General features: G+C 73.2%; 20 protein-coding genes and 1 pseudogene. 14 read left to right on the top strand and 7 right to left on the bottom strand.

The genetic code is table 11. From position 1 onward, the window contains the following. Window positions 1-9 precede the first annotated feature (9 nt). Genes EAO73_RS01165 through EAO73_RS01155 form a run of 3 tightly spaced genes read left to right on the top strand, consistent with a single transcriptional unit; the run spans window position 10 to window position 4,240 of the window. A complete protein-coding gene (locus EAO73_RS01165; RefSeq protein WP_147969576.1) occupies window positions 10-2,844 on the top strand; it encodes a non-ribosomal peptide synthetase in 2,835 nt (944 codons plus the stop codon). Beyond that, complete coding sequence (locus EAO73_RS01160) at window positions 2,841-3,776, top strand: NAD-dependent epimerase/dehydratase family protein (RefSeq protein WP_147969575.1); 936 nt, start codon at window positions 2,841-2,843, stop codon at window positions 3,774-3,776. Before EAO73_RS01165 ends, EAO73_RS01160 begins: the two co-directional genes overlap by 4 nt. 11 nt (window positions 3,777-3,787) lie before the next feature. After that, a complete protein-coding gene (locus EAO73_RS01155) occupies window positions 3,788-4,240 on the top strand; it encodes a nuclear transport factor 2 family protein (protein WP_224756133.1) in 453 nt (150 codons plus the stop codon). A 41-nt stretch (window positions 4,241-4,281) separates the two neighbouring features. On the opposite strand, the gene EAO73_RS01150 is transcribed toward EAO73_RS01155, so the two are convergent. After that, window positions 4,282-4,968, bottom strand: a complete 687-nt coding sequence (locus EAO73_RS01150) for a FadR/GntR family transcriptional regulator (RefSeq protein ID WP_147969574.1) — start codon at window positions 4,966-4,968, stop codon at window positions 4,282-4,284. A gap of 150 nt (window positions 4,969-5,118) precedes the next feature. Between EAO73_RS01150 and EAO73_RS01145 the strand changes: the two genes are divergently transcribed. From EAO73_RS01145 to EAO73_RS01125, 5 genes are all read left to right on the top strand, one after another. Continuing rightward, on the top strand, window positions 5,119-6,078 hold the full coding sequence (locus EAO73_RS01145) for a dihydrodipicolinate synthase family protein (protein WP_147969573.1): 960 nt from the start codon (window positions 5,119-5,121) through the stop codon (window positions 6,076-6,078). Continuing rightward, window positions 6,075-7,025 (top strand): ROK family protein, encoded by a 951-nt coding sequence (locus EAO73_RS01140; RefSeq protein ID WP_147969572.1) that lies wholly within the window; start codon window positions 6,075-6,077, stop codon window positions 7,023-7,025. The genes EAO73_RS01145 and EAO73_RS01140 overlap by 4 nt, the downstream gene beginning before the upstream one ends. Further along, window positions 7,022-7,702, top strand: a complete 681-nt coding sequence (locus tag EAO73_RS01135) for an N-acetylmannosamine-6-phosphate 2-epimerase (RefSeq protein WP_147969571.1) — start codon at window positions 7,022-7,024, stop codon at window positions 7,700-7,702. The genes EAO73_RS01140 and EAO73_RS01135 overlap by 4 nt, the downstream gene beginning before the upstream one ends. A 63-nt stretch (window positions 7,703-7,765) precedes the next feature. Further along, on the top strand, window positions 7,766-9,223 hold the full coding sequence (locus EAO73_RS01130; protein WP_147969570.1) for a sialate:H+ symport family MFS transporter: 1,458 nt from the start codon (window positions 7,766-7,768) through the stop codon (window positions 9,221-9,223). Window positions 9,224-9,351: 128 nt separating this feature from the next. Continuing rightward, on the top strand, window positions 9,352-9,873 hold the full coding sequence (locus tag EAO73_RS01125; protein ID WP_147969569.1) for a cupin domain-containing protein: 522 nt from the start codon (window positions 9,352-9,354) through the stop codon (window positions 9,871-9,873). A gap of 23 nt (window positions 9,874-9,896) precedes the next feature. On the opposite strand, the gene EAO73_RS01120 is transcribed toward EAO73_RS01125, so the two are convergent. The 6 genes from EAO73_RS01120 to EAO73_RS01095 form a co-directional block, all read right to left on the bottom strand. After that, the gene (locus tag EAO73_RS01120) at window positions 9,897-11,123 is read right to left on the bottom strand and encodes an acetyl-CoA C-acetyltransferase (RefSeq protein ID WP_147969568.1); all 1,227 of its coding nucleotides are present in this window, start codon (window positions 11,121-11,123) and stop codon (window positions 9,897-9,899) included. 150 nt (window positions 11,124-11,273) lie between these two features. Then, entirely contained in the window at window positions 11,274-13,475 is a 2,202-nt protein-coding gene (locus tag EAO73_RS01115; RefSeq protein WP_147969567.1) for a B12-binding domain-containing radical SAM protein, read from the bottom strand. Next, on the bottom strand, window positions 13,472-14,839 hold the full coding sequence (locus EAO73_RS01110; RefSeq protein WP_224756132.1) for an MFS transporter: 1,368 nt from the start codon (window positions 14,837-14,839) through the stop codon (window positions 13,472-13,474). Before EAO73_RS01110 ends, EAO73_RS01115 begins: the two co-directional genes overlap by 4 nt. A gap of 26 nt (window positions 14,840-14,865) precedes the next feature. After that, a complete protein-coding gene (locus tag EAO73_RS01105) occupies window positions 14,866-15,459 on the bottom strand; it encodes a flavoprotein (protein ID WP_147969566.1) in 594 nt (197 codons plus the stop codon). Beyond that, a complete protein-coding gene (locus EAO73_RS01100; protein ID WP_224756131.1) occupies window positions 15,459-16,826 on the bottom strand; it encodes a radical SAM/SPASM domain-containing protein in 1,368 nt (455 codons plus the stop codon). The genes EAO73_RS01105 and EAO73_RS01100 overlap by 1 nt, the downstream gene beginning before the upstream one ends. A 94-nt stretch (window positions 16,827-16,920) precedes the next feature. After that, on the bottom strand, window positions 16,921-17,118 hold the full coding sequence (locus EAO73_RS01095) for an aroma-sacti cluster domain-containing protein (RefSeq protein WP_018100617.1): 198 nt from the start codon (window positions 17,116-17,118) through the stop codon (window positions 16,921-16,923). Window positions 17,119-17,324: 206 nt separating this feature from the next. On the opposite strand from EAO73_RS01095, the pseudogene EAO73_RS37050 reads away from it, so the two are divergent. The 6 genes and pseudogenes from EAO73_RS37050 to EAO73_RS01070 form a co-directional block, all read left to right on the top strand. After that, window positions 17,325-17,483 (top strand): annotated as a pseudogene (locus EAO73_RS37050) (helix-turn-helix domain-containing protein); the annotation flags it as partial. A 6-nt stretch (window positions 17,484-17,489) separates the two neighbouring features. After that, window positions 17,490-17,864, top strand: coding sequence for an aroma-sacti cluster domain-containing protein (locus EAO73_RS01090; RefSeq protein ID WP_263576288.1), 375 nt, complete (start codon window positions 17,490-17,492; stop codon window positions 17,862-17,864). A 35-nt stretch (window positions 17,865-17,899) separates the two neighbouring features. Further along, on the top strand, window positions 17,900-20,974 hold the full coding sequence (locus EAO73_RS01085; protein WP_224756130.1) for an adenylate/guanylate cyclase domain-containing protein: 3,075 nt from the start codon (window positions 17,900-17,902) through the stop codon (window positions 20,972-20,974). Beyond that, window positions 20,971-21,846: a S8 family serine peptidase gene (locus EAO73_RS01080; protein WP_147969564.1), complete on the top strand. Its 876-nt coding sequence runs from the start codon at window positions 20,971-20,973 to the stop codon at window positions 21,844-21,846. The genes EAO73_RS01085 and EAO73_RS01080 overlap by 4 nt, the downstream gene beginning before the upstream one ends. Window positions 21,847-21,859: 13 nt before the next feature. Further along, window positions 21,860-22,384: a GAF domain-containing protein gene (locus tag EAO73_RS01075; protein WP_093704991.1), complete on the top strand. Its 525-nt coding sequence runs from the start codon at window positions 21,860-21,862 to the stop codon at window positions 22,382-22,384. After that, window positions 22,377-23,360 carry a hypothetical protein gene (locus EAO73_RS01070; protein WP_147969563.1) on the top strand — a complete coding sequence of 328 codons (984 nt, stop codon included), beginning with the start codon at window positions 22,377-22,379 and terminating at the stop codon, window positions 23,358-23,360. Before EAO73_RS01075 ends, EAO73_RS01070 begins: the two co-directional genes overlap by 8 nt. Window position 23,361 lies beyond the last annotated feature (1 nt).

Raw genomic sequence — 23,361 nt, 5'->3', positions numbered from 1 at the left:
CAGACCATCGTGAACCGCGCACCCACGCAGAGCATCGCCGACCTCCTGATCCGCGCCGCCCGGCACCACCCCGGCACGGGCATCCGCCACTGCTCCGGGGGAGCCGACACGGGCTTCACCGAACGGAGCCACCCGGAACTCCTGGCCGAGGCCGGCCGGGTGGCGGCCGGCCTCCGCGCCCGCGGCCTGCGCCCGAAGGACAACGTGGTCCTCGTCCTGGAGCGCCCGCAGGAGTTCCTCACCGCGTTCTGGGGCTGCGTGCTCGGCGGTTTCGTGCCGTGCCCCATGGCCCCGCTGCGCACCGACCCGGAGCGCTGGGCGGCTCAGCTCGGCCATGTGCACACGCTGCTGGACCGGCCCCTGATCGTCACCAGCGCGTCGCTCGCCGCCGAACTGCCCCCGGTGCCGGGCGCCGTCGTCGCCCCGCTGGACGGGCTGTACGGCGCGGAGCCCGCCGTGCCGCACCGGGCCTCCCCCGAAGACACCGCCGTCCTCGTCCTGACGTCCGGTTCGACCGGTGCCTCCAAGGCGGTGAAGCTCAGCCACGGCAACCTGCTGGCGTCCATGGCCGGGAAGAACAGCGCCCACCGCCTCGGCCCCGCGGACACCACGCTGAACTGGGTCTCGTTCGACCATGTGGCGGCCCTGCTGGAGTGCCACCTCCTCCCCCTGTACACCGGTGGCCGCCAGGTCCACGTCGAGACGCCCGTCGTCCTCGGCGAACCCCTGGAGTTCCTGCGCCTCGCCTCCCGGCACGAGGTGACCATGACGTTCACCCCCAACTTCCTGCTGGGGCTGCTCAACGCGTCGGCCGAGCGGCTGACCGGGGCCGGCGAGGTGCTCGACCTGTCCCGGCTGCGCCACATCATCAGCGGCGGCGAGGCCGTGGTCCGCGCCACCGGCGAGACGTTCCTGGAGCGGTACGCGGCCCACGGGCTCGCCCCGGACGCCCTGTGGCCGGCCTTCGGGATGACGGAGACCTGCGCGGGCAGCGTCTACTCGCGCGCGGCGTTCCCGGACGTGGACCGGGGCGAGGAGTTCGCCAGCCTCGGCACGCCGGTCGACGGGCTGCGCATCCGGGTCTCCGCCGGGGACGACGACCGGGCGCTGCCCGAGGGCGAGGTGGGCGAGCTCCAGTTCAACGGGCCCATGATCACGCCCGGTTACCACAACAACCCCGCCGCCACCGCCGAGGCCTTCACCGCCGACGGCTGGTTCCGCAGCGGCGACCTGGGGCGGATCGACGGGGGCCGGCTGACGCTGGTGGGCCGCAGCAAGGACAGCGTCATCGTCAACGGCGTCAACTACTTCAGCCATGAGATAGAGGCGGCGCTCGAACAGCTCGACGGGGTCGCGGGCTCCTACACCGCGGCCTTCCCGATCCGCCCGCCCGGCAGCGACACCGAGCAGCTGGTGATCGCCTTCCACCCCGACGTCCCGGAGGGCGACGAGGCGGAGCTGTACCGGGTGCTCACCGCCGTCCGCAGCAGCGTGGTGATGCAGTGGGGGTTCCGGCCCGCCCTCGTCCTGCCGCTGCCCGAGGACGCCTTCCCCAAGACGAGCCTCGGCAAGATCCAGCGCGCGCTGATGCGGCGGCGGCTGGAGGAGGGCGCGTACGACACCGAGCGGCACCGCGTCACGGAACTGACCCGGCACATGCTCGGCGGCTACACGGCACCCCGGGGCCGGACCGAGCGGGTCCTGACGGAGATCTACGCGGAGATGTTCGACCTGGACGCGGCGGCCGTCAGCAGCACCGCCAACTTCTTCGAACTGGGCGGCACCTCGCTGGACATCCTGCGTCTGCGGGGCCGGGTCGCCCAGCGGCTCGGTGTCACCGGGCTCCAGATCATCACCGTCCTGACAGCGCCCACCGTCCGGGCCCTGGCCGCCCGGATCGGGGAGCGGGCCGGCGCCGACGACCCGGCCGACACGGGCGCGGCGGCGTACGACCCGATCGTGCCGATGCAGACGGGCGGTACCGGGACACCCCTGTTCTGTGTGCACCCCGGCGTCGGTGAGGTCCTGGTCTTCGTCAACCTCGCCAAGTACTTCGTGGGCGACCGCCCCTTCTACGCGCTGCGGGCGCGCGGGTTCAACGAGGGCGAGAAGCCGTTCGCCACCTTCGAGCAGATGGTGGACTCCTATGTGGAGGCGATCCGCGAGCGCCAGCCGCAGGGTCCGTACGCCGTCGCCGGCTACTCCTACGGCGGGGTGGTCGCGTTCGAGATCACCAAGGCGCTCCGGGCCCAGGGGGAGCGGGTGGACTTCACCGGCAGCTTCAACCTGCCACCGCACATCAAGTACCGCATGGAGGAACTGGACTTCGTGGAGACCGCGGCCAATCTCGCGTTCTTCCTCGCCCTGATCGACAAGAAGCAGTCGCTGGAACTGCCCGCACTCCTGCGCGGCCGGCCCGTGGAGGAGCAGCTGACGCACCTCATGTCGCTGGCCCCGCCGGAACGCCTCGCCGAACTCGACCTGGACGTCGATAAGTTCGGGAACTGGGCGGAGCTGGCCAACCGGCTGACGGACCTGGGCCGCTCCTACGAACCCAGCGGGTCGGTGCCGTCGATGCACGTCTTCCACGCCGCCCCGCTGCGCGGCACGAAGGAGGACTGGCTGAACAACGAGCTGCGGCGCTGGGACGCGTACACGAGCGGGCCGAACCGCTACATCGAGGTACCCGGCGAGCACTACACCCTGATGAGCCCCCAGCATGTGGCGTCCTTCCAGTCGATCCTGCGCGGGGAGCTGGACCGGGCCCTGGCCGACGCCGACCGCATCGCGGCCGGCCGGGCACCGCTGGAACGGCCGGCCGACGAGCGAGGAGAGACACGGTGACGACACTCCCGACAGGCAAGCGCATCCTGATCACCGGCGGCACCGGTCAGGTCGCCCGGCCCGTGGCCGAGGCCCTGGCCGAGCACAACGATGTCTGGTGCCTCGGCCGCTTCGGCGCCGAGGGCGTCGAGGCGGAACTGGCCGGGAAAGGCATCACCACCTGGCACTGGGACATGGACGACCTCTCGGGCGACTCCCTCAAGGGGCTCCCCGAGGACTTCACCCATGTCCTGCACTCCGCCGTACGCCGGGGCGAGGACGGCGACTTCAACGCGGTGGCCGAGGTGAACGCGGTGGCCGCCGGCCGGCTCATGGAGCACTGCCGCACGGCGGAGTCCTTCCTCTACGTGTCGACGGGCGCCCTCTACGCCCGCCAAACGCTGGACCACCCGTACACCGAGAGCGACCCGGTCGACGGGGTGGCCGACTGGCTGCCCGCCTACCCGGTGGGCAAGATCGCCACCGAGGGCGCGGTGCGCGCCTTCGCCCGGGTGCTCGGCCTGCCGACCACCATCGCGCGGCTGAACATCGCGTACGGGCCCGGCGGTTACGGCGGTGTCCCGATGCTGTACTTCAAGCGCATGCTGGCCGGCGAGCCCATTCCCGTACCCCGCGAGGGGCAGAACTGGTGCTCGCTGCTGCACACGGACGATCTGGTGGCGCAGGTGCCCGCCCTGTGGCGGGCCGCCACGACGCCGGCCCGGGTCGTCAACTGGGGCGGCGACGAGGCGGTCGGGATCACCGACTGCGTACGCCATCTGGAAGCGCTCAGCGGGATCGAGGCGCGGCTCGTCCCCAGCGACGTGACCCGTGAGACCTATCGCTTCGACCCCGCGCTGCGGATGTCGCTGACCGGTCCGTGCCGGGTCGGCTGGCGCGACGGCATCCGCCGCACCCTGGAGAGCCTGTATCCCGAGCACGTCCGGAACTGAGGAGAGCCCTGATGCAGACGCGTATGGAAACCCTCGTCATGACGGACTACCTGGACCGTCGCGCCGAGCCGTCCCCCGCCCACGCGCTGGTGGGCCGCGCCTACCGGGCGTTCGCCGCCCGGGACGTGGGGGCGCTGCTGGACACCCTCGATCCGGACGTGGAGTGGGTCCATCCCGAGGGCATGGCGGTGTACGGCCTCGGCGGCACCCGGCGCGGCCACGCGGGTGTGAAGGAGTTCCTGGCCCATGTGCCCACCGTGCTGGGCGGGATGCGGCTGCGGCCCCACGAGTTCGTCCGGTCGGGCGAGCGCATGGTGGTGTTCGGCACCCGGGAGGTGACGTCCCGGCGGGGCCGTACCGAGACGATGTCGTTCGTCCACTCCTGGACGCTGCGGGACGGCCGGGCGGTACGCATGGAGGACATCTTCGACACCGTCCTCTTCCACCGGCTGATCGAGAGCTGAGGCGAGCCGTCCGGGGCCGGGTGACCGGCCCCGGACGGCCGTCAGCCGGCCGCGAGCCGGTCGCGGATCCCGTCGAAGTGGGTCCGCATGGCGCGTACGGCGCGTTCGCCGTCGGCCGCCGCGACCGCCTCCACGATCTCCCGGTGCTGGCAGCAGGTGACCGACGGGTCCTGGTGGCCGTCGTCGAAGTCCTCCCGCACCCGGTCCATCGCCGCCCAGAACGCGTCGAGCACCTCGCTGAGCAGGTGGTTGTCGAGCGAGGCGTAGAGGGCGAGGTGGAAGGCCCGGTCCGTGGCGCGGGCGACCCGGCCGCCCGCCGCCTCGTCCTCCATCTTCGCGACGAGCGCGCGCAGTACGCCGATGTCCTCCTCCGGGACGCCGGCCGCGACGGCCCCGACGAGGCCGGCCTCCAGCGCCTCGCGCACCTTCATCAGCTCGGCCAGTCCCGGTTCGCCCAGGCGGTGGCGGACGGCCGCGCGGAAGGCCAGGCCCTCGGCGAACGGTGACAGGGACAGCGAGCCCACGAAGGTCCCGTAGCCCCGGCGGATCTCCACGACGTTGACCGCCTGGAGCGATTTCAGGGCCTCCCGCACGGAGACCCGGCCGGCCTCGAAGAGGTCCATCAGCTCGGTCTCGGTGGGCAGCGCGTCGCCCGGCGCGAGGCGGCGCTCCAGGATCAGCTCCTTGATCCTGCGCTCGATGTCCTGAGCCATGGTGGGCCGCGCCACAACGTCCTCCCGAGGTGCCGTTGCCCCTTGACCGTACGCAGGAGCATCTGATTAAGGTGAAGCAGACATAGGACATCTTACGTCTCATGTCTCGGTCTCGGTAGCCGTTCGGGCCCCGGACCGGCATCCCGATCAGCTGGAGCCTCCACCATGTCTCTGACCGCACCGCTGCGCGGCGTCGTCCCGCCGGTCTGCACCCCGCTCGACTCCCGCGGGGAGATCGACACCGCCTCCCTCGCCCGGCTCGTCGAGCACCTCATCGGCGGCGGCGTGCACGGGCTGTTCGCACTCGGGTCCACCAGCGAGGTCGCCTACCTCACCGACGAGCAGCGCGGCACGGTCCTGGAGACCGTCGTCAATGCCACCGACGGCCGTGTCCCGGTCCTCGCCGGGGTCATCGACACCACCACGGCCCGGGTCACCGAGCACGCCAGGACCGCCGCCGCTCTCGGCGCGGACGCCCTGGTCGCGACCGCGCCGTTCTACACCCGCACCCACCCCCGGGAGATCGCCGCGCACTTCCGCCGGCTGCGCGCCGAGGTGGACCTGCCGCTGTTCGCGTACGACATCCCGGTCGCCGTGCACAGCAAGCTCTCCGCCGCCCTGGTCCGCGAGCTGGCCGAGGACGGCACGCTGGCCGGCCTCAAGGACAGCAGCGGCGACGAGGGCGGGCTGCGCCGGCTCGTCGTCGAGCTGGGTGGCCGCGAGGGCCGGACGCACGGCCCGGTGCCGGACTTCAGCATCCTCACCGGGTCCGAGCTGACCGTGGACGCGGCCCTGCTCGCCGGCGCCGACGGGGTCGTCCCCGGCATCGGCAATGTGGACCCGGCCGGTTACGTACGGCTCCACGAGGCCGCGCGCGCCGGGGACTGGACGCTGGCCGCCAAGGAGCAGGAGCGGCTGGTCGAGCTGTTCGCGATGGTCGACGCGGGCCCGGAGGGGGACATGGGCCGCAGCTCGTCGGCGCTCGGCTCGTTCAAGGCGGCGCTGAGGCTGCTCGGGATCATCGAGTGCGGCGACACCGTCTTCCCGCAGATCCAGCTGTCCGCGGAGTCCGTCGCGTTCGTCTCCGGGCGGCTGCGCGGCGCGGGTCTGCCGCCGGTCCGATGACGGCTCCCCTGCGGCGACCGGTCGTCGGCCTGGACCTCGGCGGTACGAAGATCGCCGCCGCGCTGTTCGGCGCGGACGGCACGGTGCTCGCCCGGCACTCCCGGCCCACCCCGGCCCGCGACGGCGCGGCGGCGGTGCTCGACGCGCTCGCGGCGGCTGCGGCGGAGGTCGATCCCGGCCGCACCGCGACCGCGCTCGGCATCGCGGCGGCGGGTGTCATCGACCCCCGTACCGGCAGGGTCACCAGCGCCACCGACTCGATCCGGGGCTGGGCCGGCACCCCACTGGGGGCCGGGCTCGCGGACCGCACCGGATACGCGGTGGCCTGCGACAACGACGTGCGCGCCACGGCGGGGCCGGAGCTGGACGCCCTGCGCGCCGAGCACGGCGGCCACGCCTCGCTGCTGTTCGCGGCCATCGGCACCGGGGTCGGCGGCGCGGTCGCGGCCGACGGGCGGATGCTGCACGGCGCGTCCGGGATCGCCGGGCACCTGGGCCATCTGCCGAGCCCCGAGGCGGCCGGGCTGCCCTGCACCTGCGGGGCCACCGGCCATCTGGAGGTCATCGCCTCCGGGCCGGGCATCGCCGCGCACTACGAGCGACTGACCGGCGCCCCCGTGGACCGTCTGGAGACCGTCGCCGCGCGGGCCGCCGAGGGCGACGCGGACGCCGTCGCCGCGATCACCACGGGCGCGTCCGCCGCCGGCCATGTACTCGGCGGGCTCGCCAACGCGCTCGGCCCCGACCGGGTCGTCGTCGGCGGCGGGGTCCCGCGCATCGGCCCGCTGTACGAGGACGCGCTGCGGGCCGCGTTCGCCGCCGAGCTGATGGGGCCGCTGCGCGGGCTCGTCCCGCGCGCCCCGCTGTTCGGCCACGACGCCGCCGTGCTCGGCGCGGCCGCCCTCACCACCACCCTTCCCCTCCACCACCCGGGAGCCCTCCGATGAGCGCACAGGAACTCGCCACCACCCTCCGGGGCAAGCTGATCGTGTCCTGCCAGGCGCCGCCCGGCGACCCGATGCGCGAGACCGCCACGCTGGTACGGCTCGCGCGGTCGGCCGTCGCCGGCGGCGGCGCGGCGATCCGGGCCAACGAGCCCGAGGTCGTCGCCGCGATCACGGCCGCCGTGGACCTGCCGGTCATCGGGCTGTGGAAGGACGGCGACGTGGGCGTGTACATCACGCCGACCGTCCGCCACGCCCTCGCGGTCGCGGAGGCCGGCGCTGCCGTCGTCGCGGCGGACGCCACCGACCGGCCGCGCCCCGACGGCTCGACGTTCGCCGAGCTGGTCGAGGCGGTCCACGCGGCCGGCGCCCTCGTCATGGCCGACGTCTCCACCCTCGCCGAGGGCGTCACCGCGGCCGGGCTCGGCGCGGACTTCGTCTCCACGACCCTGTCCGGCTACGTGCCGGGACAGCCGAAGCGGACCGGTCCCGATCTGGACCTGGTCGAGCGGCTCGCCGCCGCGATCGGCGTACCCGTCGTCGCCGAAGGCCGTATCAACACCCCCGAGGACGCGGCCGAGGCCCTGGCGCGCGGCGCGCACAGCGTCGTCGTCGGCACCGCCATCACCGCGCCCACCGCCCTCACCGCCCGCTTCGTCGCGGCGATCGCCCAGCACTGACCTGCCCCCGTTCCGCGGGACGGCTGTTCAAGGGCGAGCACCGTCCCGCATCCTGGAGTCACCGTGCACACCACCACACCCCCCACGCTCCCCTGGTACCGCCAGGTGAGCCGCACCCAGTGGAAGTCGTTCTTCGCCGCCTGGATCGGCTATGTACTCGACGGCTTCGACTTCGTGCTGATCACCCTCGTCCTGACCGAGATCAGTGACGACTTCGGGCTGAGCACGGTGCAGGCGGCCAGCCTGATCTCCGGCGCCTTCATCACCCGATGGCTCGGCGGCGCCGTGCTCGGCGCCCTCGGCGACCGCTACGGCCGCAAGCTGTCGATGGTGGCGAGCATCCTGCTGTACTCGCTGGGCACCTTCGCCTGCGGGTTCGCGTGGAACTACACCAGCCTGTTCGCCGCCCGGCTGGCCATCGGCATGGGCATGGCCGGCGAGTACAGCGCCAGCTCCACGTACGTCATGGAGAGCTGGCCGGCCGCGCTGCGCAACCGGGCCAGCGGCTTCCTGATCTCCGGCTTCTCGGTGGGCTCGGTGCTGGCCGCCCAGGTCTACGACTGGGTGGTGCCCTCGCTCGGCTGGCGCTGGATGTTCTACCTCGGTCTGATCCCGATCGCCATCGCGTTGTGGATGCGGCGGGCGCTGCCGGAGGCCGAGGAGTGGACGGAGTCCGTCGCGGACGAGGGCGCGAAGCCCAATCCGTTCCGGCCGCTGTTCCGGACCGCGCGCCTGGCGACCGTCAACACGGTCCTGGTGGCCGTCGCCACGCTCTCGCTGTTCCTGGTCTTCACCCCGGGCGGCGCCGGCATGGTGCCGGTGCTCTCGGTGGTCGCCGGGCTCTCGCTCGCCTCGCTCGCGGTGCAGCTGGGCGGGAAGCGCGGCTGGGTGCTGTACCTGTCGATGATCGTGACGCTGTTCTTCGCGTTCCTCTACTCCTGGCCCATCCAGGCCCTGCTGCCCACCTATCTGAAGACGGAGCTTGGCTACTCGACGAGCCAGGTCACCGACGTCCTCTACTTCGCGGGCTTCGGCACCATGGTGGGCTGCTGGATGGCCGGCTTCCTCGGCGACTGGATCGGTACCAAGAAGGCGTACGCGCTGACGCTGCTGGCCTCGCTCGCCTTCGTCTACCCGGTCTTCGCGGTGGAGGACAACCTGCTGCTCCTCGGCGGTCTGCTCTTCCTGCTCCAGGCGACCAGCTTCGGCATCTCCGGTCTGCTCCCCCGCTACATCGGCGGCCACTTCCCGACCCGCAGCCGGGGCGCGGCGCTGGGCTTCACGTACAACGTGGGCGCGCTCGGCGGGGCGGTCGCCCCGGTCCTCGGCGCCCATCTGGCCTCCGGGATGAGCCTGGGACAGGCACTCGCCGTGCTGACCTTCGCGGGCACGGTGATCGTGGTGCTGCTGGTCGGCTTCGACGTGCCGGCCCGGCTGAACCGGCTGACGGACCCGGACGCCGAGGACGACCACCTGGCGGCCGGGCCCGAGGCGGACGAGCCGGTGGCGGTGAAGCGGTAGGGCGTTGGTCGGCCCGGGGCCGGGTCCGAAGTCCTGGTCCCCGGCCGGCTCAAGATCGTCCGCGCGCCCGATGCCGCGCGGCCGGGGCGGGGGCGATGGTGGGTCCACCTCTTCGGAAGGAGCGCATCATGTCGTACCCGGAACACCTGGAGTACCCGGAGCCCCGCTACCTCGGCGCCACGGGTGAGGTGAACGCCCTCTTCCGGCCGGCCGACACCCCGCCCGACATCTCCTCGCCCGGCGGCGGTGCCACCCACTACCTGGCCACCAACGACTCCACCGGCGGCGAGTTCGGGCTGTACAAGGTGGATCTGGCCGCCCGGTCCGCCGGGGCGAAGACCCACTTCCACAAGGCGATGTCGGAGTCGTTCTACGTGCTCTCCGGCGAGATCGAGCTCTACAACGGCGAGAAGTGGGTAACCGGCCGGACGGGCGACTTCCTGTACGTGCCCGTCGGCGGGCTGCACGCCTTCAAGAACGTGACCGACGAGCCGATGTCGATGCTGATGCTGTTCTCGCCGGGTGCCCCGCGCGAGGAGTACTTCGAGCAGGTCGCGGAGATGTCGCAGCGCGGGCCCGAGGAGCTGAAGCGGTTCCGCGTCCGCCACGACAGCTACTTCACGGAGGACTTCGGTCCGGGGGCGGAGTAGGCCGCCCCCATGGCCCGGCCCCGTCAGGGCGCGATGCGCTCGAAGACCGCGGCGAGGCCCTGGCCGCCGCCGATGCACATGGTCTCCAGGCCGTAGCGGGCCTCGCGGCGGTGCAGCTCCCGGGTGAGGGTGGCGAGGATACGGGCACCGGTGGCGCCGACCGGGTGACCGAGCGAGACGCCGGAGCCGTTCACGTTGATCCGCTCCTCGTGGTCCTTCTCGCCGAGGCCCATCTCCCGGGTGCAGGCGAGGACCTGGGCGGCGAACGCCTCGTTCAGCTCGATCAGGTCGAGATCGTCGAGTGTGAGCCCGGCGCGGCCGAGCGCGGCCCGGGTCGCGGGGACGGGCCCGAGGCCCATGGTGGCGGCGGGCACCCCGGCGCGGGCGAAGGAGACCAGCCGGACCAGCGGGGTGAGGCCGAGCCGTTCGGCGGTGGCGGCGCTCGTCACCAGGCAGGCCGCCGCCGCGTCGTTCTGGCCGCTGGCGTTGCCCGCGGTGACGGTGGCCTCCGGGTCGGACTTCAGCATCACCGGGCGCAGCGCGGCGAGCTGTTCAGCGGTGGTCTCGGGGCGGGGGTGCTCGTCGGCGGTGACCACCGTCTCGCTCTTCCGGGTCCGCACCGTGACCGGGACGATCTCCTTCTCGTACCGGCCCTCGGCCACCGCGCGCCCGGCCCGCCGCTGCGAGCGCAGGGCCAGCGCGTCCTGGTCCTCCCGGCTGATCCCGTACGTGCGGCGCAGGTTCTCGGCGGTCTCGATCATGCCGCCGGGCACCGGGTGGTGGACGCCGCCGGCCGTGACGCGGCCCCGGGCGAGCGCGTCGTGGAGCTGGAGGCCGGGGCCCTTGATGCCCCAGCGGCCGTCGTGCGTGTAGTAGGGGGCGCCGCTCATCACGTCGACGCCGCCCGCGATGACGACCTCGCTGAACCCTGCGCTGATCTGCATGGCCGCGTCCAGGACCGTCTGGAGCCCGGAGCCGCAGCGGCGGTCGGTCTGGAGACCGGTCACCGACTGCGGGAGCCCGGCGTCCAGCGCGGCGACCCGGCCGATCGCGGGGGCCTCGGCCGAGGGGTAGGAGTGACCGAGGATCACCTCGTCGACCCGGTCCGGGTCGATGCCGGTCCGGGCGACGACCTCGGCGATGACGCGAGCGGCGAGGGCAGCCGGCTTCTCCCCGGCGAACACCCCGCCGAAGCGGCCGATGGGGGTACGCAGGGGCTCGCAGATCACGACATCGAGAGGATCGGGCACGGCGTGGCCTTTCCGGGGGCGGCGGGGCGACGGTGGACAGGGGTCCGGCACGACCCTCGCACCCGGTGACCGAGCCGGTCCAATACCCAGTTTCCCCGGAACCGAGACGCCTCGCGTCTCAATCGGCCGGCCCGGCAGCCCCGGACGGCCTCAGGCGCGGGCCTGCGTCGCGAGCATCAGGCGCAGGGCGCGGGTCATGGCGTTGTCCGTGCCGAAGTCCACCCCGGCGGGCACCTCGACGAGGTCGCCGTGGGCGAGGACGAGGACCCCGCAGGCACCGGGGCGGGCCGTGCCGGTCCCGTCGAGCCATTCCCCGTATCCGCCGGACGTGGTGTCCAGGTGTGCCCGGCTGCGCCGGCTGACCTGCGCCATCAGGTCGTCGACGCCGGTCAGTCCCTCGACGGAGGCGAACGGGATGGTCACGACCGGTTCCTCGACCAGGCGGACGCGGGGTTCCTCGTCGCGGGCGGCGCCCTCGGGGGCCTCGGGCAGCAGCCCCCGGCCGAAGCGGGCGTGGTACAGCAGGGTGTGCGCGGCGTCGATGCCGCCGACGAAGGGGCGGTCGAAGCTGGTCCTGCGGAAGCCGGCGCTGCGTTCGCGCGGGACGCGGGGATCCTCGGACTCCGGCCAGTGCACCTCCCCGGTCCGGCGGTCGCGCCAGGGCACATAGCGCCGGATGTCGTCGGAGGCGGAGAGCGGCAGGAGTTCGATGCCGAACCGGCCGGGGTCCTTGGCGACGATGGAGCCGGGTGTCAGCGCGAACAGGCCGATACCGGCGGTCGTCCACAGCTTCTCGTGGTGCCGGAGGAACTCGTACGTCTCCAGCGCCTCGTCCCGGGTCTCGGTGGGGAAGCCGGTGAAGCCCATCATCTGCGCGGCGATGCCGTTGCGCGCCAGCTCGGCCAGGACGTCCGGGACGGCGTCGATCCGCACCCCCTTGTCGATGAGGTCGAGGACCCGCTGGCTGCCCGACTCGTAGCCGAAGGAGACCGCCACACAGCCGGAGGCCGCGAGAAGTTCACCGACGGCGCGCTTGGGAAACGTCCGCTCCAGCCGCAGTTCGGCGGACCACCGCAGGTCCAGGGAGGATGCCGCGAGGGCGGCGGCCAGGGTGCGCAGATAGCGCGGGGACATCGCGTCCACCGCGAAGTAGAGGGTCCTGCCGTAGCGGCTCACCTCCCGCAGGTCCTGGAGCACGGCGTCGACGGGGCGTTCGCGCGAGGGCGAGGTCGGCCGGTCGGTGTTGAGGCCGTAGTCGCAGAAGGTGCACTTGTTCCAGTAGCACCCCCGGGTCGGGCTGTAGAGGATCACCGGTTCGGGCGACCAGTACCGGTCCCAGTCCCACACGTCGTACGCCGGGGTGTCGAGCGTCGCCACGCTGCCGTACGCGATGACGGGGTCCGGCCGGCGCCTGGTCATCACGCCGCCGATGCCCTCGAAGGCGTCCCCGCCCCGTACCGCGCCGTTCCCGACCGCGTCGAGGATGCCGATGAGGGCGCTCTCGCCCTCGCCCGGAACGATCAGGTCGGCGTCCTGGAAGACCCGCCACACCGCCGCCGGGTCGTCGGCGTACTTGACCACGTCACCGACCTCGGTGCCGCCGAAGACGATCACCGCGCCGGGCAGCACGGTCCGGATCAGGCGGGCCATCCGCAGGGCGACGGGCAGCTGACTGGTGTAGTTGACCGAGAGTCCCACCACCGCCCAGGGGCGTTCGCGCAGCTTCGGGACGAACTCGTCGGCGAAGTACCCCTCGAAGGGGCGGGCCACGGCCGCCGGGACCTCGGGGTCGGACAGGTCCGCCGTGCTGCACAGGTTGACGGCGGACTTCACCCGCATCGAGAAGCCGTCCGCCGTGCCGGGCGGCATCTCCAGCGCGATCAGCTCCCACCACCGGCTCGTCACCGCGACCGCCTGGGCGTAGGTCGGCGGGTGGTAGAAGTCCTCGGGGTCCTGGAACACGCGGATCGCGTCGCGCGCCGAAGTGGCGGTCAGGCCCTCGGCGGCCAGGGCCTGCCGGTAGCGGATCTCGTCGTGGCGGCGGGGGGCGCCGGACCTGGCCTCGATCTCGGCGCGCAGGGCGCGGGCGGCCGTAAGGGCGGCGCCGAAGCGTGCGGGGTCGGCGAGATAGGTGAAGGCGTCGAGATTGGCGTCCACACAGGCGTACTCGGTGTGGCCGGCCGCCCTGGCGGCGCCCACCAGGTACGGGATCGAGTGGTAAGCGGTCGTCGGGTCCGTCACCGGCGGATTGACCAGCAGGTACGCGGTGTTGCCGGTGCCCCGGCCCTGCCGCCGGCCGTGGTCGGGGTCCCCCTCGAACCGCGGCATGCCCAACGGGACGAGCACGCTCATCGCTGTGACTCCTGACTGTTGTCCTGCCCTGGATGCGTGGAGCGGGCGGCCGGCACACCGGGTGCGGGCCCGGCTGCGGTGGCACCGGCGGGTACGGGGACCGGCGGGGCGTACTCGGTGTCGGCGCGGTGGTCGCGGAACACCCGCTGGGTGAGCGCGGCCAGCACGGTGAGGGCGATGGCCCCGCCCGCCACCGGGAAGAAGGGGGCCGCGCCGAGGTGGCGGACCCCGAAGCCGGCCACCGCGACGGAGATCGGGAAGGTGCCCATGACGGCCAGCATCACCAGGCTCATGACCCGGCCGATGAGCGCGGACGGCGCCCAGACCTGGAGCATCGTCACCACGACGATGTTCTGCCAGCCGCTGGCCAGGGCGTAGACACAGACGCACACCGCGGCGCCGGCCAGGCCCCCGGCGTACGGAACGGCGCCCAGCGCGATGCCCATGACGACCGCGAGCGCGGCGAACAGATAGGCGGGCGACTCCACCGGACGGCTGCGGGCGGCGACCAGGGAACCGGCCAGCCCGCCCAGGCTCAGACAGGTGAGCAGAATCCCGTAGCCGGTGGCGCCCATGCCCTGGTGGGCCAGTTCGGGCAGCGCCACCTCGATCGTGCCGTTGAAGGCCAGGTTGCAGACGAGGGCCACTACCAGCACGACGTGCAGCAGCCGTCCGTGGCGCAGGAGTTCCGGGAAGGACACCTTGCGGGCCGGGGCCTCGTCGGTGGCGTCGGACCCGTCGTGCTGCGGCGCGTCCGCGCCGGAGCGTATCCGGGAGAGGACCAGCGCCGACACAAGGAAGGACGCGGCGTCGACCGTGAGCGCCGGGCCCGCGTCGAAGGCGGCCACCAGGGCGCCGCCCGCGGTGGGTCCGAGGAGCCCGCCGACCTGGTTGACCATGGTCGACAGGGCGTTGCCCCGGCCCAGGTCCTCCTTGCGCAGCAGGGCGGGCAGGAGGGTGTACGAGGCGGGGATGAACATGCCGGAGCAGGCGCCCAGGACGACGGCGATGGGGGCGAGCTGACCCAGCGTCGGCGTCCCGGCCGAGGCGAGCACCGCGAGGGTGCCGACGGCCACCGCGCGCACCAGGTCGGTCATGAGCATGACTCGCCGGCCGCCGATCCGGTCGGCCACCACCCCGCCGAGCGGAATGGTGACGACGCGGGGGATGCCGTAGCAGGCCAGGACCGTGCCGAGCAGGACCGGGCCGCCGTCGCCGGAGAGGATCAGCCAGGGCAGCGCGACGGCGTAGCAGTAGTCGCCGACCGTGGAGGAGAGCTGTCCGGCGAGCAGCAGCCGGAAGCCGCTCACGGACATGGGTCCGCCCGTCAGTGCCGTACGGATCCGGTGTCCGGCTGCTGCCACGTCTCCTCCTAGTGCTGGTGGGGTGCTCAGCCGCCGAGCGGGCCGACCGGCATGTCCAGGAACTCGCCGATCACCGCCGTCACGGTCGCGGGCGGCGGCAGTCCCAGGTTCTTGCGTACGTCGCACGCGGAGATCTGCCAGCCGGCGGCGGGCACCGGGTCCACGACAGCATGGCCGTCCGCGCGCAGCCGGTCCACATTGCGGCGGACCGCGGGGCGCTCCCACATCAGGCTGTTCATGCTCGGGAAGAACACCACCGGGCGTTCATGGGCGAGCAGCGCGGAACTGAGGAGCCCCGAGGCGAGTCCGTTGGCGGCCTGGCCGAGCATGTTGGCGGTGGCGGGCAGGACGACGAAGCGGTCCGCCCAGACGGCGGGGGCGACATGACCGGTCGTCAGTTCGTCCTCCCCGTCGCAGTAGACGTCCCGGCACAGCAGCCGCATGGTCGCGGCCGGGATCAGCGCGGCGGCGGAGCGGGTCATGGCCATACGGATCTCGACACCGGGTCCGAGGCCCGTGCGCAGCGCCATGAGGTACTGCGGAACGGCGAGTACGTTGCCGGAGCCGCACACCCCGATGAGCAGCCGGCGCGGGGTGTCCGGGCCGGCCGCCGCCGTCATCAGCGGGCTCCGGCGGGCTCACCGGCCGCGTCGCGCAGGCCGCACTGGGCGGCGATGAGATCCAGCCGGTCCTGGACGTTGTACTTGTAGCCGGGGCAGGGCGGATGGCCCTCCTGCCAGGCCTTGGGACAGGAGCCGCCGCAGGTGGGCATGAAGACACAGCCCTTGCACCAGGTGCTGCCCGCGGCGATCTCCTCGTTCCAGCCGTCGAAGGGGCCCAGCGGCCGGACCGGTTCGGTACCCGCCCGGTCGATGTGCGTCAGCGCGAGGGTGTTCTCGGCCTCGGGGACGAGGGGGTACTCGCTGCACGAGAAGATGTTGCCGGTGCTGCTGATGATCTCGGAGGAGCGGGTCGTGGCGGGGCAGAGGACCTTCCGCGCGGTGGTCGGCAGCAGCTGGGTGTGCAGCCCGTGCTCGGAGAGGAGCCTGAGCCACCCCGTCTCGCGTTCGGCGAACTCGTGCTTGGACACCTCGATCGCCGATATGTCGTTCCCCCAGGAGTGGACGGGAGCGATCGAGAAGGAGACGCGGGGGTGGCTGAAACCCAACTCCGCCATCAGCTCGACATAACGGGGGACGGAGTCCTGGTTGTGTACGTCGACATTCGTCCGGAACGAGAAATGGGTGGGACCCAGATCCGGTTCGTCGAGTACCGCGCGTACGGCGCGCACGATGTTCCAGAAAGATCCGCGTCCGCTTTTCAGCGGCCGGTGTTCATTGTGTATATCCGGCGGCCCGTCGATCGTGATCTCGAAATGGGTGACACCGCAGGAACGGATGAGCGTGTTGATTTTCGTGGGGTTCAGGAGGGATCCGTTGGTGACGATCACCGAGGAGTAGGCGACCCCGCGCTCGGCGGCGGCCTCGACGAACCGGGGGGCGAGGTCGCGGATGACCGCGTAGCCCATCATCGGTTCGGCCCCGAACCAGTCGATACGGGCGCTGCGCGTCTCCGGGGCGTTCACGGCGCGCAGCACGCGGTCGCTCACCCGGCTGCGGTGGGTGCGGGAGAGGCCGCCCCGGGTGTGCTCCTGGCCGCAGTAGGCGCAGCCCATGTTGCAGTAGGAGGTCGGCAGCAGGGCGATGTGCACCGCCGAACGGTCCGCCGACGCCTGCCGGTTGCGGTCGAGCACGGCGGACAGCTCGTCCTCACCGGCCGGTACGAGCAGCTGCGCCGCGCGCAGGGCGCCGGTCCAGGCCGGGGAGAGCGCCGCGGCGTCGCCGGCCTCCAGGGCCCGCGCGGTGGGGAGGTCCACCGCCACGGTGCTCGCGGTGCGGGTGCTGTAGGCGAGCCGTACCGGGACGCCGGTGGTGTCGGCGTACGCGCGGTCGCTCAGCACCAGGTATCTGCTGACTTGGTCCATCATCACGCTCCCACTGGGTGTCCGGGCGCACGGCGGTCCGGTGCGTCCTCTCCGGCGGGCCCGGCGGCCGTGGCCGCCGGGCCCGCCAGGGCCGGTATCAGCAGAGGACGTTGACCTGGTTGTCGTTCACCTGGCCCTCGACCGCGGCCGACACCGCGTTGAGCCGGGCCTGGATCGAGCCGAGGACCGCGACCTCGTCCGGGCTGAGGCCGTTGAAGATCTCGCGCTCGGAGTCCGACAGCAGGTCGACCGGGGTGCCGGCACTGCGCAGCGCGTCGAGGGGTGCTTGCGACATGGGTCACTCCTTCATGGAGACGGTCACGGGCTGGTGCAACGGCAAGGCTGCTCCGGCGCAACCCGGCTTCCTATCCCCCGATCGACTATGAATCCGGTGGGCGTGTGATCCCGCTCAAGGCGTTCTTGTCCGGAACATGACCCGCAGCTACTCTGACCCCCGGGAGTGAGGTATTTCCTCTGCCGGCCCATGCTTCGCTCACCACAATGGGGGTAAAGGGTTTGACCAGGCGTGAGATTCTCATTGCTTCGCTCGTGGCCGCCGGCTCCTCGAACCGGGATATCGCCGAAGCTCTCTGCATCAGCCCGCACACGGTGGCGGCCCATTTATGCAACATGCTCCGAAGAACGGGCGCGTCGAACCGTACGGAAATGATTGCGCGGCTGTACGCCCAGGGCGTTCTGGTCCAGGGGATCTGGCCGCCGCTGCCCGCCGGGGAGCGGAAGCGGCAGGAGACTCCCGAGGCCATCGGCGCCCTCGCGGCGGCGGTCGCGGAGTGTTCGATCGGACCGGCCGGCGTCACGCTGGACTGGCCGCACTACGGGAACGAGGTACCGGTAGCCATGACCTTCGACGCCCTGCACGCACTACGTGAGGCCGGCCACCCGGTGGACCTGCTGGCGGTCGAGCAGCGCTCGGTCCTCTCGGGGCTCAGCGAGCACGAGGTCCAGGTCCTCAACTCCGTCAAGGAGCGGCTGGAAGCGGTGTCCGGTGAGGTGGAGGGACAGGACATCAAGCTCCTGTGAACGGTGCCGTGCGATGCGGCGGCTGTCGTGCCGCGGTGCCGGACGGGGCCCGGTTCTGCCCCGACTGCGGCACACCGGTGGTCGCGGGGGCGCCTTCGTCGGACAGCCGCAGAATCGTCACGGCACTCTTCATCGACCTCGTCGGCTCGACCGTGCTCGCCGAGACCCTGGACCCCGAGGCGCTGCGGCGCACGATGGACCGGTACTACCGCGCCTGCACCACGGCGGTCACCGAACACGGCGGAGTGGTCGAGAAGTTCATCGGTGACGCCGTGATGGCCGTCTTCGGCGCGTTCGTCACCCATGAGGACGACGCGCTGCACGCGGTCCGCGCCGCGTGCGCCGTACGCGAGTCCGTGGCGGCCGTCGCGAGCGCTCCCGGGGTGCGGCTGGACATCCACTGCGGGATCGCCTCGGGAGAGGCCGTGGTGGCGGGGGTGCTCGGCGGCGCGGCCCGGGTGGTCGGGGACGTCGTGCACACCGCCGCCCGCCTCCAGTCGCACGCCGGGCCGCACGAGATCCTGATCGGCGAGGAGACGGCCGGGCTGGTCGGCGGCCGGGTCCGCATGGAGCCCGTCGCCCCGCTGCGGGTGAAGGGCAAGCGCGAACCGGTCGCCGCCCGGCGGGTGGTGTCCGTCCTCGACGCGACGGGCCGCGAGGACCTGGTGCCGCTCGTCGGCCGCGACGGCGAACTGCGTTTGCTGCTGGCTGAGTTCGCGGAGATCCGGGACGAACGGCGCAGCCGCCCGGTCTCGGTCGCCGGTCCCCCGGGCATCGGGAAGTCGCGCCTGGTGCGGGAGTTCCTGGGCCGCGTCGGGGACGAGGCCGTCGTCCTGCGCGCCGGCTGCCAGGCGTACGGGGCCGGGCTCGCCCACCGTCCGCTGGCCGAGGCGGTCTGGTCGCTGCCCGGCGGCTGGGAACAGGCGCAGCGGGCGCTGGAGACGCTGCGCCCGAGCGCGGACCGCGCCCTCACCGCGCTCGCCGTCGCCCTCGGCATCCGCGCCGGGAACGGACTGCCGGTGAGCGTCGACGAGATCGGGTGGGCGTTCCGGCGGCTTCTGGAGGCCCTGGGCCGCGACGCCCCGGTGGTCCTGGTCCTGGAGGACTTCCAGTGGGCGCAGCCGACCCTCACCGGCATGGTCGCCGATCTCGCCGAGGGCGCCCGGGACACCCCGCTGCTGATCATCCGCGTGGCGCGCGCCGAGACGGGTGGCGCGGTGCCGGCCGGGGACCTCGCGCTGCGTCTCGACGCGCTGGCGCCCGCGCAGACCGAGCGGCTGGTGGCCCTGCTCGCGGACCGGGCGGAGGTCGTGGCGCAGGAGGCTGTCGCCACCGACGAGGAGCTGTCCCGGGTCGTCCGGGAGTGCGACGGCAATCCGCTGTTCGCCGAGCTGCTGCTGGAGAACCTGGCCGGTCCCCGGTCGGTGGACCGGGGCGTCCCCACCTCGATCCGGGTCCTGCTGACCGCCTGGCTGGACCGGCTGCCCGCCACCGACCGGGCCGTGCTGGAGCGGGCGGCGGGGGTGGGCGGGTCGTTCACCGCCGAGGACGTGCGCGCGCTCGCCGACGACGAGCCGGCGCTGGCGGGCGGGGTCCTCGACGACGCCCTGGGCCGGCTGCTGCGCGCCCGGGTGATCCACCCGTACGGGCCGCCCGGCGCCTACCGGTTCACCCGCGCGCTGGCCCGGGACACCTTGTACGAGATGACCTCGAAGGCCCGGCGCGCGGACTGGCACACCGTGCTCGCCGACCGGCTCGACGCGGGGGCGCCGGACCCGGCCGCCGAGGGCGACCTCGCCCACCACTTGGAGTCCGCGTGCCGGCTGCTGTCCGAGGCGGACCCGGGCGATCCCGGGCTGCCCGCGCTGACCGGCCGGGCGGCCCGCGCCCTGGTGGCCACCGGGTACCGGGCGCTGCACCGCCGCGATCTGCCCGCCGCCGTCTCGCTGATGGAACGCGGACGCGCCCTCACCCCGGACGGCGACCCCCAGCACCGGGTGCTGGCCGCCCGCATCACCGACGCGTATGCCGCGCTGGGCCGTTGGGACAGCGCCCGGCGGGCCGTGGCCGAGGCGGAGCGCGGGAACGCGGACGACATCCCGACCCGGGACACCTGCGCCATCCTGCGGCAGCTGATCGCCCTGCGCTCGGGCGGACCGGAGCCCGTCGGCGCTCCGTACGCCCCGGGTGCCGAATATGCCGCGCCCGGCGCGGCGGACGACCTGAGCTGGTGCAGGTTGCACCAGCTGTCCTCGCTGCGGAGTTTCGCCGAGGGCCGGATCGGCGCTGCGGAGGGCGCCATGCGCGACGCGCTCTCCCGGGCGCACGGGCTCGGCGACACCTATGAGGGCAACCGCATCCTGGCGTCGATCTGCGAGCTGACGCAGTGGTCGCCGACCCCGCTCGGGCAGGCCATCGCGCTCTGCGAGGACCTGGTCCGGCGGTTCGACGGCGACCGGAGCCTGCTCGTGCCGGTCCTGCTGACCCGGGCGCGGCATCTGGCCCTGTCGGACCGGGTGGACGCGGCCCGCGAGGACATCGCGCTGGTCCGCGTCCACTGCGACGACCTCGCGCTGGCCCTCGGCACCCTGGCGGCCGGCCAGACGGCGGGGCTCGTCGAATCCCTCGCCGGTGCGCATCTGCCGGCCGCCGGCCACTACACGGCGGCGGCCGACGGGCTCGCCGCGCTGGGGCAGACCCGGACGGCGGCAACCCTGCGGCTGTACGCGGCCCGCGAGCGGTTCCGCGCCGGGGCCGACGACCTCCTCGACGCGGCCGAACTCACCGAGCCGCCCGCGGACCCGCCGGCGGAGACGCGGACCCGGGCCGTCCGGCTGGCCCTGCGGGCGCGGGTCCGGGCACGGGCCGGGGCGTACCGGGAGGCGGTCGGGGACGCCGAGCGCGCCGTCGCCGTCTTGGACGGCACCGACGACCCGTGCCTCATCGGTGAGGTCTGGTCCGAGGCGGCCCTGGTGCTGGAGGCCGCCGGTGAACCGGAGCGTGCCCGGCGCGCGGCCGGACGTGCGCTGGCCGCGCTGACGGCGAAGGAGGCCGTGCTCCCCGCCCGGACGGTACGGGCGTGGCTGGCCGAGCTGGAGGAGAGGCGATGAGCGATCCGCCCTGGAGACGGCCTCCGAGGGCCTACACGCCGGGCGTTCCGGCCTGGGGCGCGACCCGGGAACAGGCGCGGGAGGGGTTCTCGTCCATCCCGATGGACTCGGTCTCGCCCGAGTGGGCCTGGGGCGGCGCCGACGGTTCCGGGGTCCGGGTGTGCGTCGTGGACAGCGGGGTCGAGGGCGGCCATCCGATGGTCGGCCCGGTCGACCTGTCGGTGACGGCCGTCCAGGACGAGGACGGCGAGGTGGAGATGGTGCCGTGCGAGCCCACCGACCGCGCCGGGCACGGCACCGCCTGCGCCGGGGTGATCCGGTCCGTCGCGCCGGGGGTCTCGGTCTCGTCCGTCCAGGTGCTGACCGACGGCAAGACCGGCAGCGGCCCGGCCCTGATCGCCGGGCTCTCCTGGGCCATCGAGCAGAACTTCGACGTCATCAACCTGAGCCTGGCGACGACCCGGCCCGCCCTGACCGCGCAGCTCCACGAGCTCGTGGACCGGGCCTACTTCCGCCGGTGCGCGCTCGTCGTCTCCGCGCACAACCGGCCGGTGCCCAGCTATCCCTGGTCGTTCTCCTCGGTGATCTCCGTCGCGAGCCACGACGAGGACGACCCGATGACGTACTACTACAACCCCGCGCCGCCCGTGGAGTTCCACGCGCGCGGCGTACGCGTGCCCGTGGCGTGGCCCGGTGGCGGCACCATCCGCTCGACCGGCAACAGCTTCGCCGCGCCGCACATCTCGGGCCTGTGCGCGCTGATCCTCGGCAAGCACCCCTGGCTCACACCGTTCCAGCTCAAGACGGTGCTGTTCCTCTGCGCCGGGAACACCACCGGTCGACTTGGAGGTGCGCATGACGAAACCTGTTGACGCCGCGACGCCCGTGGAGCGCCGCCTGCTGCAGTCCATCGTGGAAGTCGCGCGCCATGTCTTCGGCGCGGCGGCCTCCTCGATCTTCCTCATCGATCCGGAGACCGGCGACCTGGTCTTCGAGGCCGTGGCCGGTGAGGGCGACGGCCAACTGGTCGGTACGCGCTTCCCGGCGGGCACCGGCATCGCCGGCTGGGTCGCCGCCTCCGGTCAGTCGATGCTCGTCGACGACCTGCGCGAGTCGCGGCACTTCTCGGGCGAGGCCGCCGCCTCCACCGGATACGTCCCCGACAGCATCATGGCCGCCCCGCTGTTCGGCGACGACGAGTGCGTCGGCGTCCTGGAGGTGCTGGACCGGGGGTCGGACGGCGTACGGGAGATGGCGGACGTCGAACTCCTCGGCCTGCTCGCCGACCAGGCCGCCATCGGCCTGGAACTGCTCACCCGGCTGCGCGCCGCCGATCCGGACAACCGTTCCGACAAGGCGCTGCGGCTCCTGGAGATGGCGGAATCGCTGCTGGCCCCGACCCATGGCTGAGCGGTGCGTCCTGCTGCTCACCAGGCGGGGCGACCGGGAGGCGACCGAGGTGTCCGGCCTGCTGCGCCGGATCGGGGTGCCCGTGCGGCGGCTCGACGCGGACGACCTGGCGGACGTCCGGGCGGTGCAGGGGCCGGACGGTGTACTGGCCCTGGACGGGCACCGGTTCGCCCCGACGGTGACCTGGATGCGGCACTTCTCGCCGCGGGCCGCGCTCCCGGCCGGCCCGGCGGGCGGGCGGATGGTGTTCCGGGACGCGTGGACCGCGCTGGCCCGGCAGGTGGCCGCCGCCTCCCCGGCCGCCATCGGCGCCCACGATCCGGGGCAGCTGGCGCAGCGGGACCGGGCACGGGCGCTCGGGGTGCGCGTCCCGCGCGGACTGGTCACCACCGACCCGGCGGAAGCGGCCGGGCTGCTCCCGGCCGAGCGGTACGTGCTCAAGGTGCTCGACCGGCATTACGTGGAACCGCAGCCGGGCCGGCTCGACTGGCACCTGCCGCGGATCGTCGACCGGGTCCGGCTCGCCGGGCTGCCCGGCCTGCCCCGTGGCACACCGGTGATGCTCCAGGAGTACGTGGAGCACGACGCCGAGTACCGGGTCTACCTCGCCGGCGACGAACTGCACGCCTTCGAGGTGGCCAAGGAGCACCCGGAGGACATCTGGACCCGCCCGGACGAGGTGATGGTCCGCCAGGTCCGGCCCCCGGCCGCCGTGGCCTCGGCCGCACGCGCCGTCGCCCGGGAGACCGGCGCCGTCTACGGGGCGTTCGACTTCCTCCGGGCCGGGGACGAGCCCGTGTTCCTGGAGATGAACGCCCACGGCGACTGGCAGTGGTTCGAGCGCAGGGCCGGTGTCGACGTGGTGACCCGGGCCGTCGTACGGACCGTGCGGGACCTCCACCGGCGCGTGGTCGGCGACGCCCGCCCGGCGGCCGTCAGCCTGCTCGCCTTCCTCGGCGCGGGCCGGGGCGGCTGAC

Source organism: Streptomyces sp. col6 (assembly GCF_008042035.1).
Taxonomy (GTDB): Bacteria; Actinomycetota; Actinomycetes; order Streptomycetales; family Streptomycetaceae; genus Streptomyces.
The sequence above is the reverse complement of the archived record's forward strand: the minus strand, read 5'-3'. Positions and strand labels throughout refer to the sequence as shown.

What these genes read in the sequence shown, in the direction of transcription:
- EAO73_RS01155 (WP_224756133.1), top strand. Translation starts at nt 3,788, where the DNA reads ATGCAGACGCGTATGGAAACCCTCGTCATGACGGACTACCTGGACCGT.
- EAO73_RS01145 (WP_147969573.1), top strand. Translation starts at nt 5,119, where the DNA reads ATGTCTCTGACCGCACCGCTGCGCGGCGTCGTCCCGCCGGTCTGCACC.
- EAO73_RS01140 (WP_147969572.1), top strand. Translation starts at nt 6,075, where the DNA reads ATGACGGCTCCCCTGCGGCGACCGGTCGTCGGCCTGGACCTCGGCGGT.
- EAO73_RS01135 (WP_147969571.1), top strand. Translation starts at nt 7,022, where the DNA reads ATGAGCGCACAGGAACTCGCCACCACCCTCCGGGGCAAGCTGATCGTG.
- EAO73_RS01125 (WP_147969569.1), top strand. Translation starts at nt 9,352, where the DNA reads ATGTCGTACCCGGAACACCTGGAGTACCCGGAGCCCCGCTACCTCGGC.
- EAO73_RS01115 (WP_147969567.1), bottom strand. Translation starts at nt 13,475, where the DNA reads ATGAGCGTGCTCGTCCCGTTGGGCATGCCGCGGTTCGAGGGGGACCCC.
- EAO73_RS01105 (WP_147969566.1), bottom strand. Translation starts at nt 15,459, where the DNA reads ATGACGGCGGCGGCCGGCCCGGACACCCCGCGCCGGCTGCTCATCGGG.
- EAO73_RS01100 (WP_224756131.1), bottom strand. Translation starts at nt 16,826, where the DNA reads ATGATGGACCAAGTCAGCAGATACCTGGTGCTGAGCGACCGCGCGTAC.
- EAO73_RS01095 (WP_018100617.1), bottom strand. Translation starts at nt 17,118, where the DNA reads ATGTCGCAAGCACCCCTCGACGCGCTGCGCAGTGCCGGCACCCCGGTC.
- EAO73_RS01090 (WP_263576288.1), top strand. Translation starts at nt 17,490, where the DNA reads ATGATTGCGCGGCTGTACGCCCAGGGCGTTCTGGTCCAGGGGATCTGG.
- EAO73_RS01080 (WP_147969564.1), top strand. Translation starts at nt 20,971, where the DNA reads ATGAGCGATCCGCCCTGGAGACGGCCTCCGAGGGCCTACACGCCGGGC.
- EAO73_RS01070 (WP_147969563.1), top strand. Translation starts at nt 22,377, where the DNA reads ATGGCTGAGCGGTGCGTCCTGCTGCTCACCAGGCGGGGCGACCGGGAG.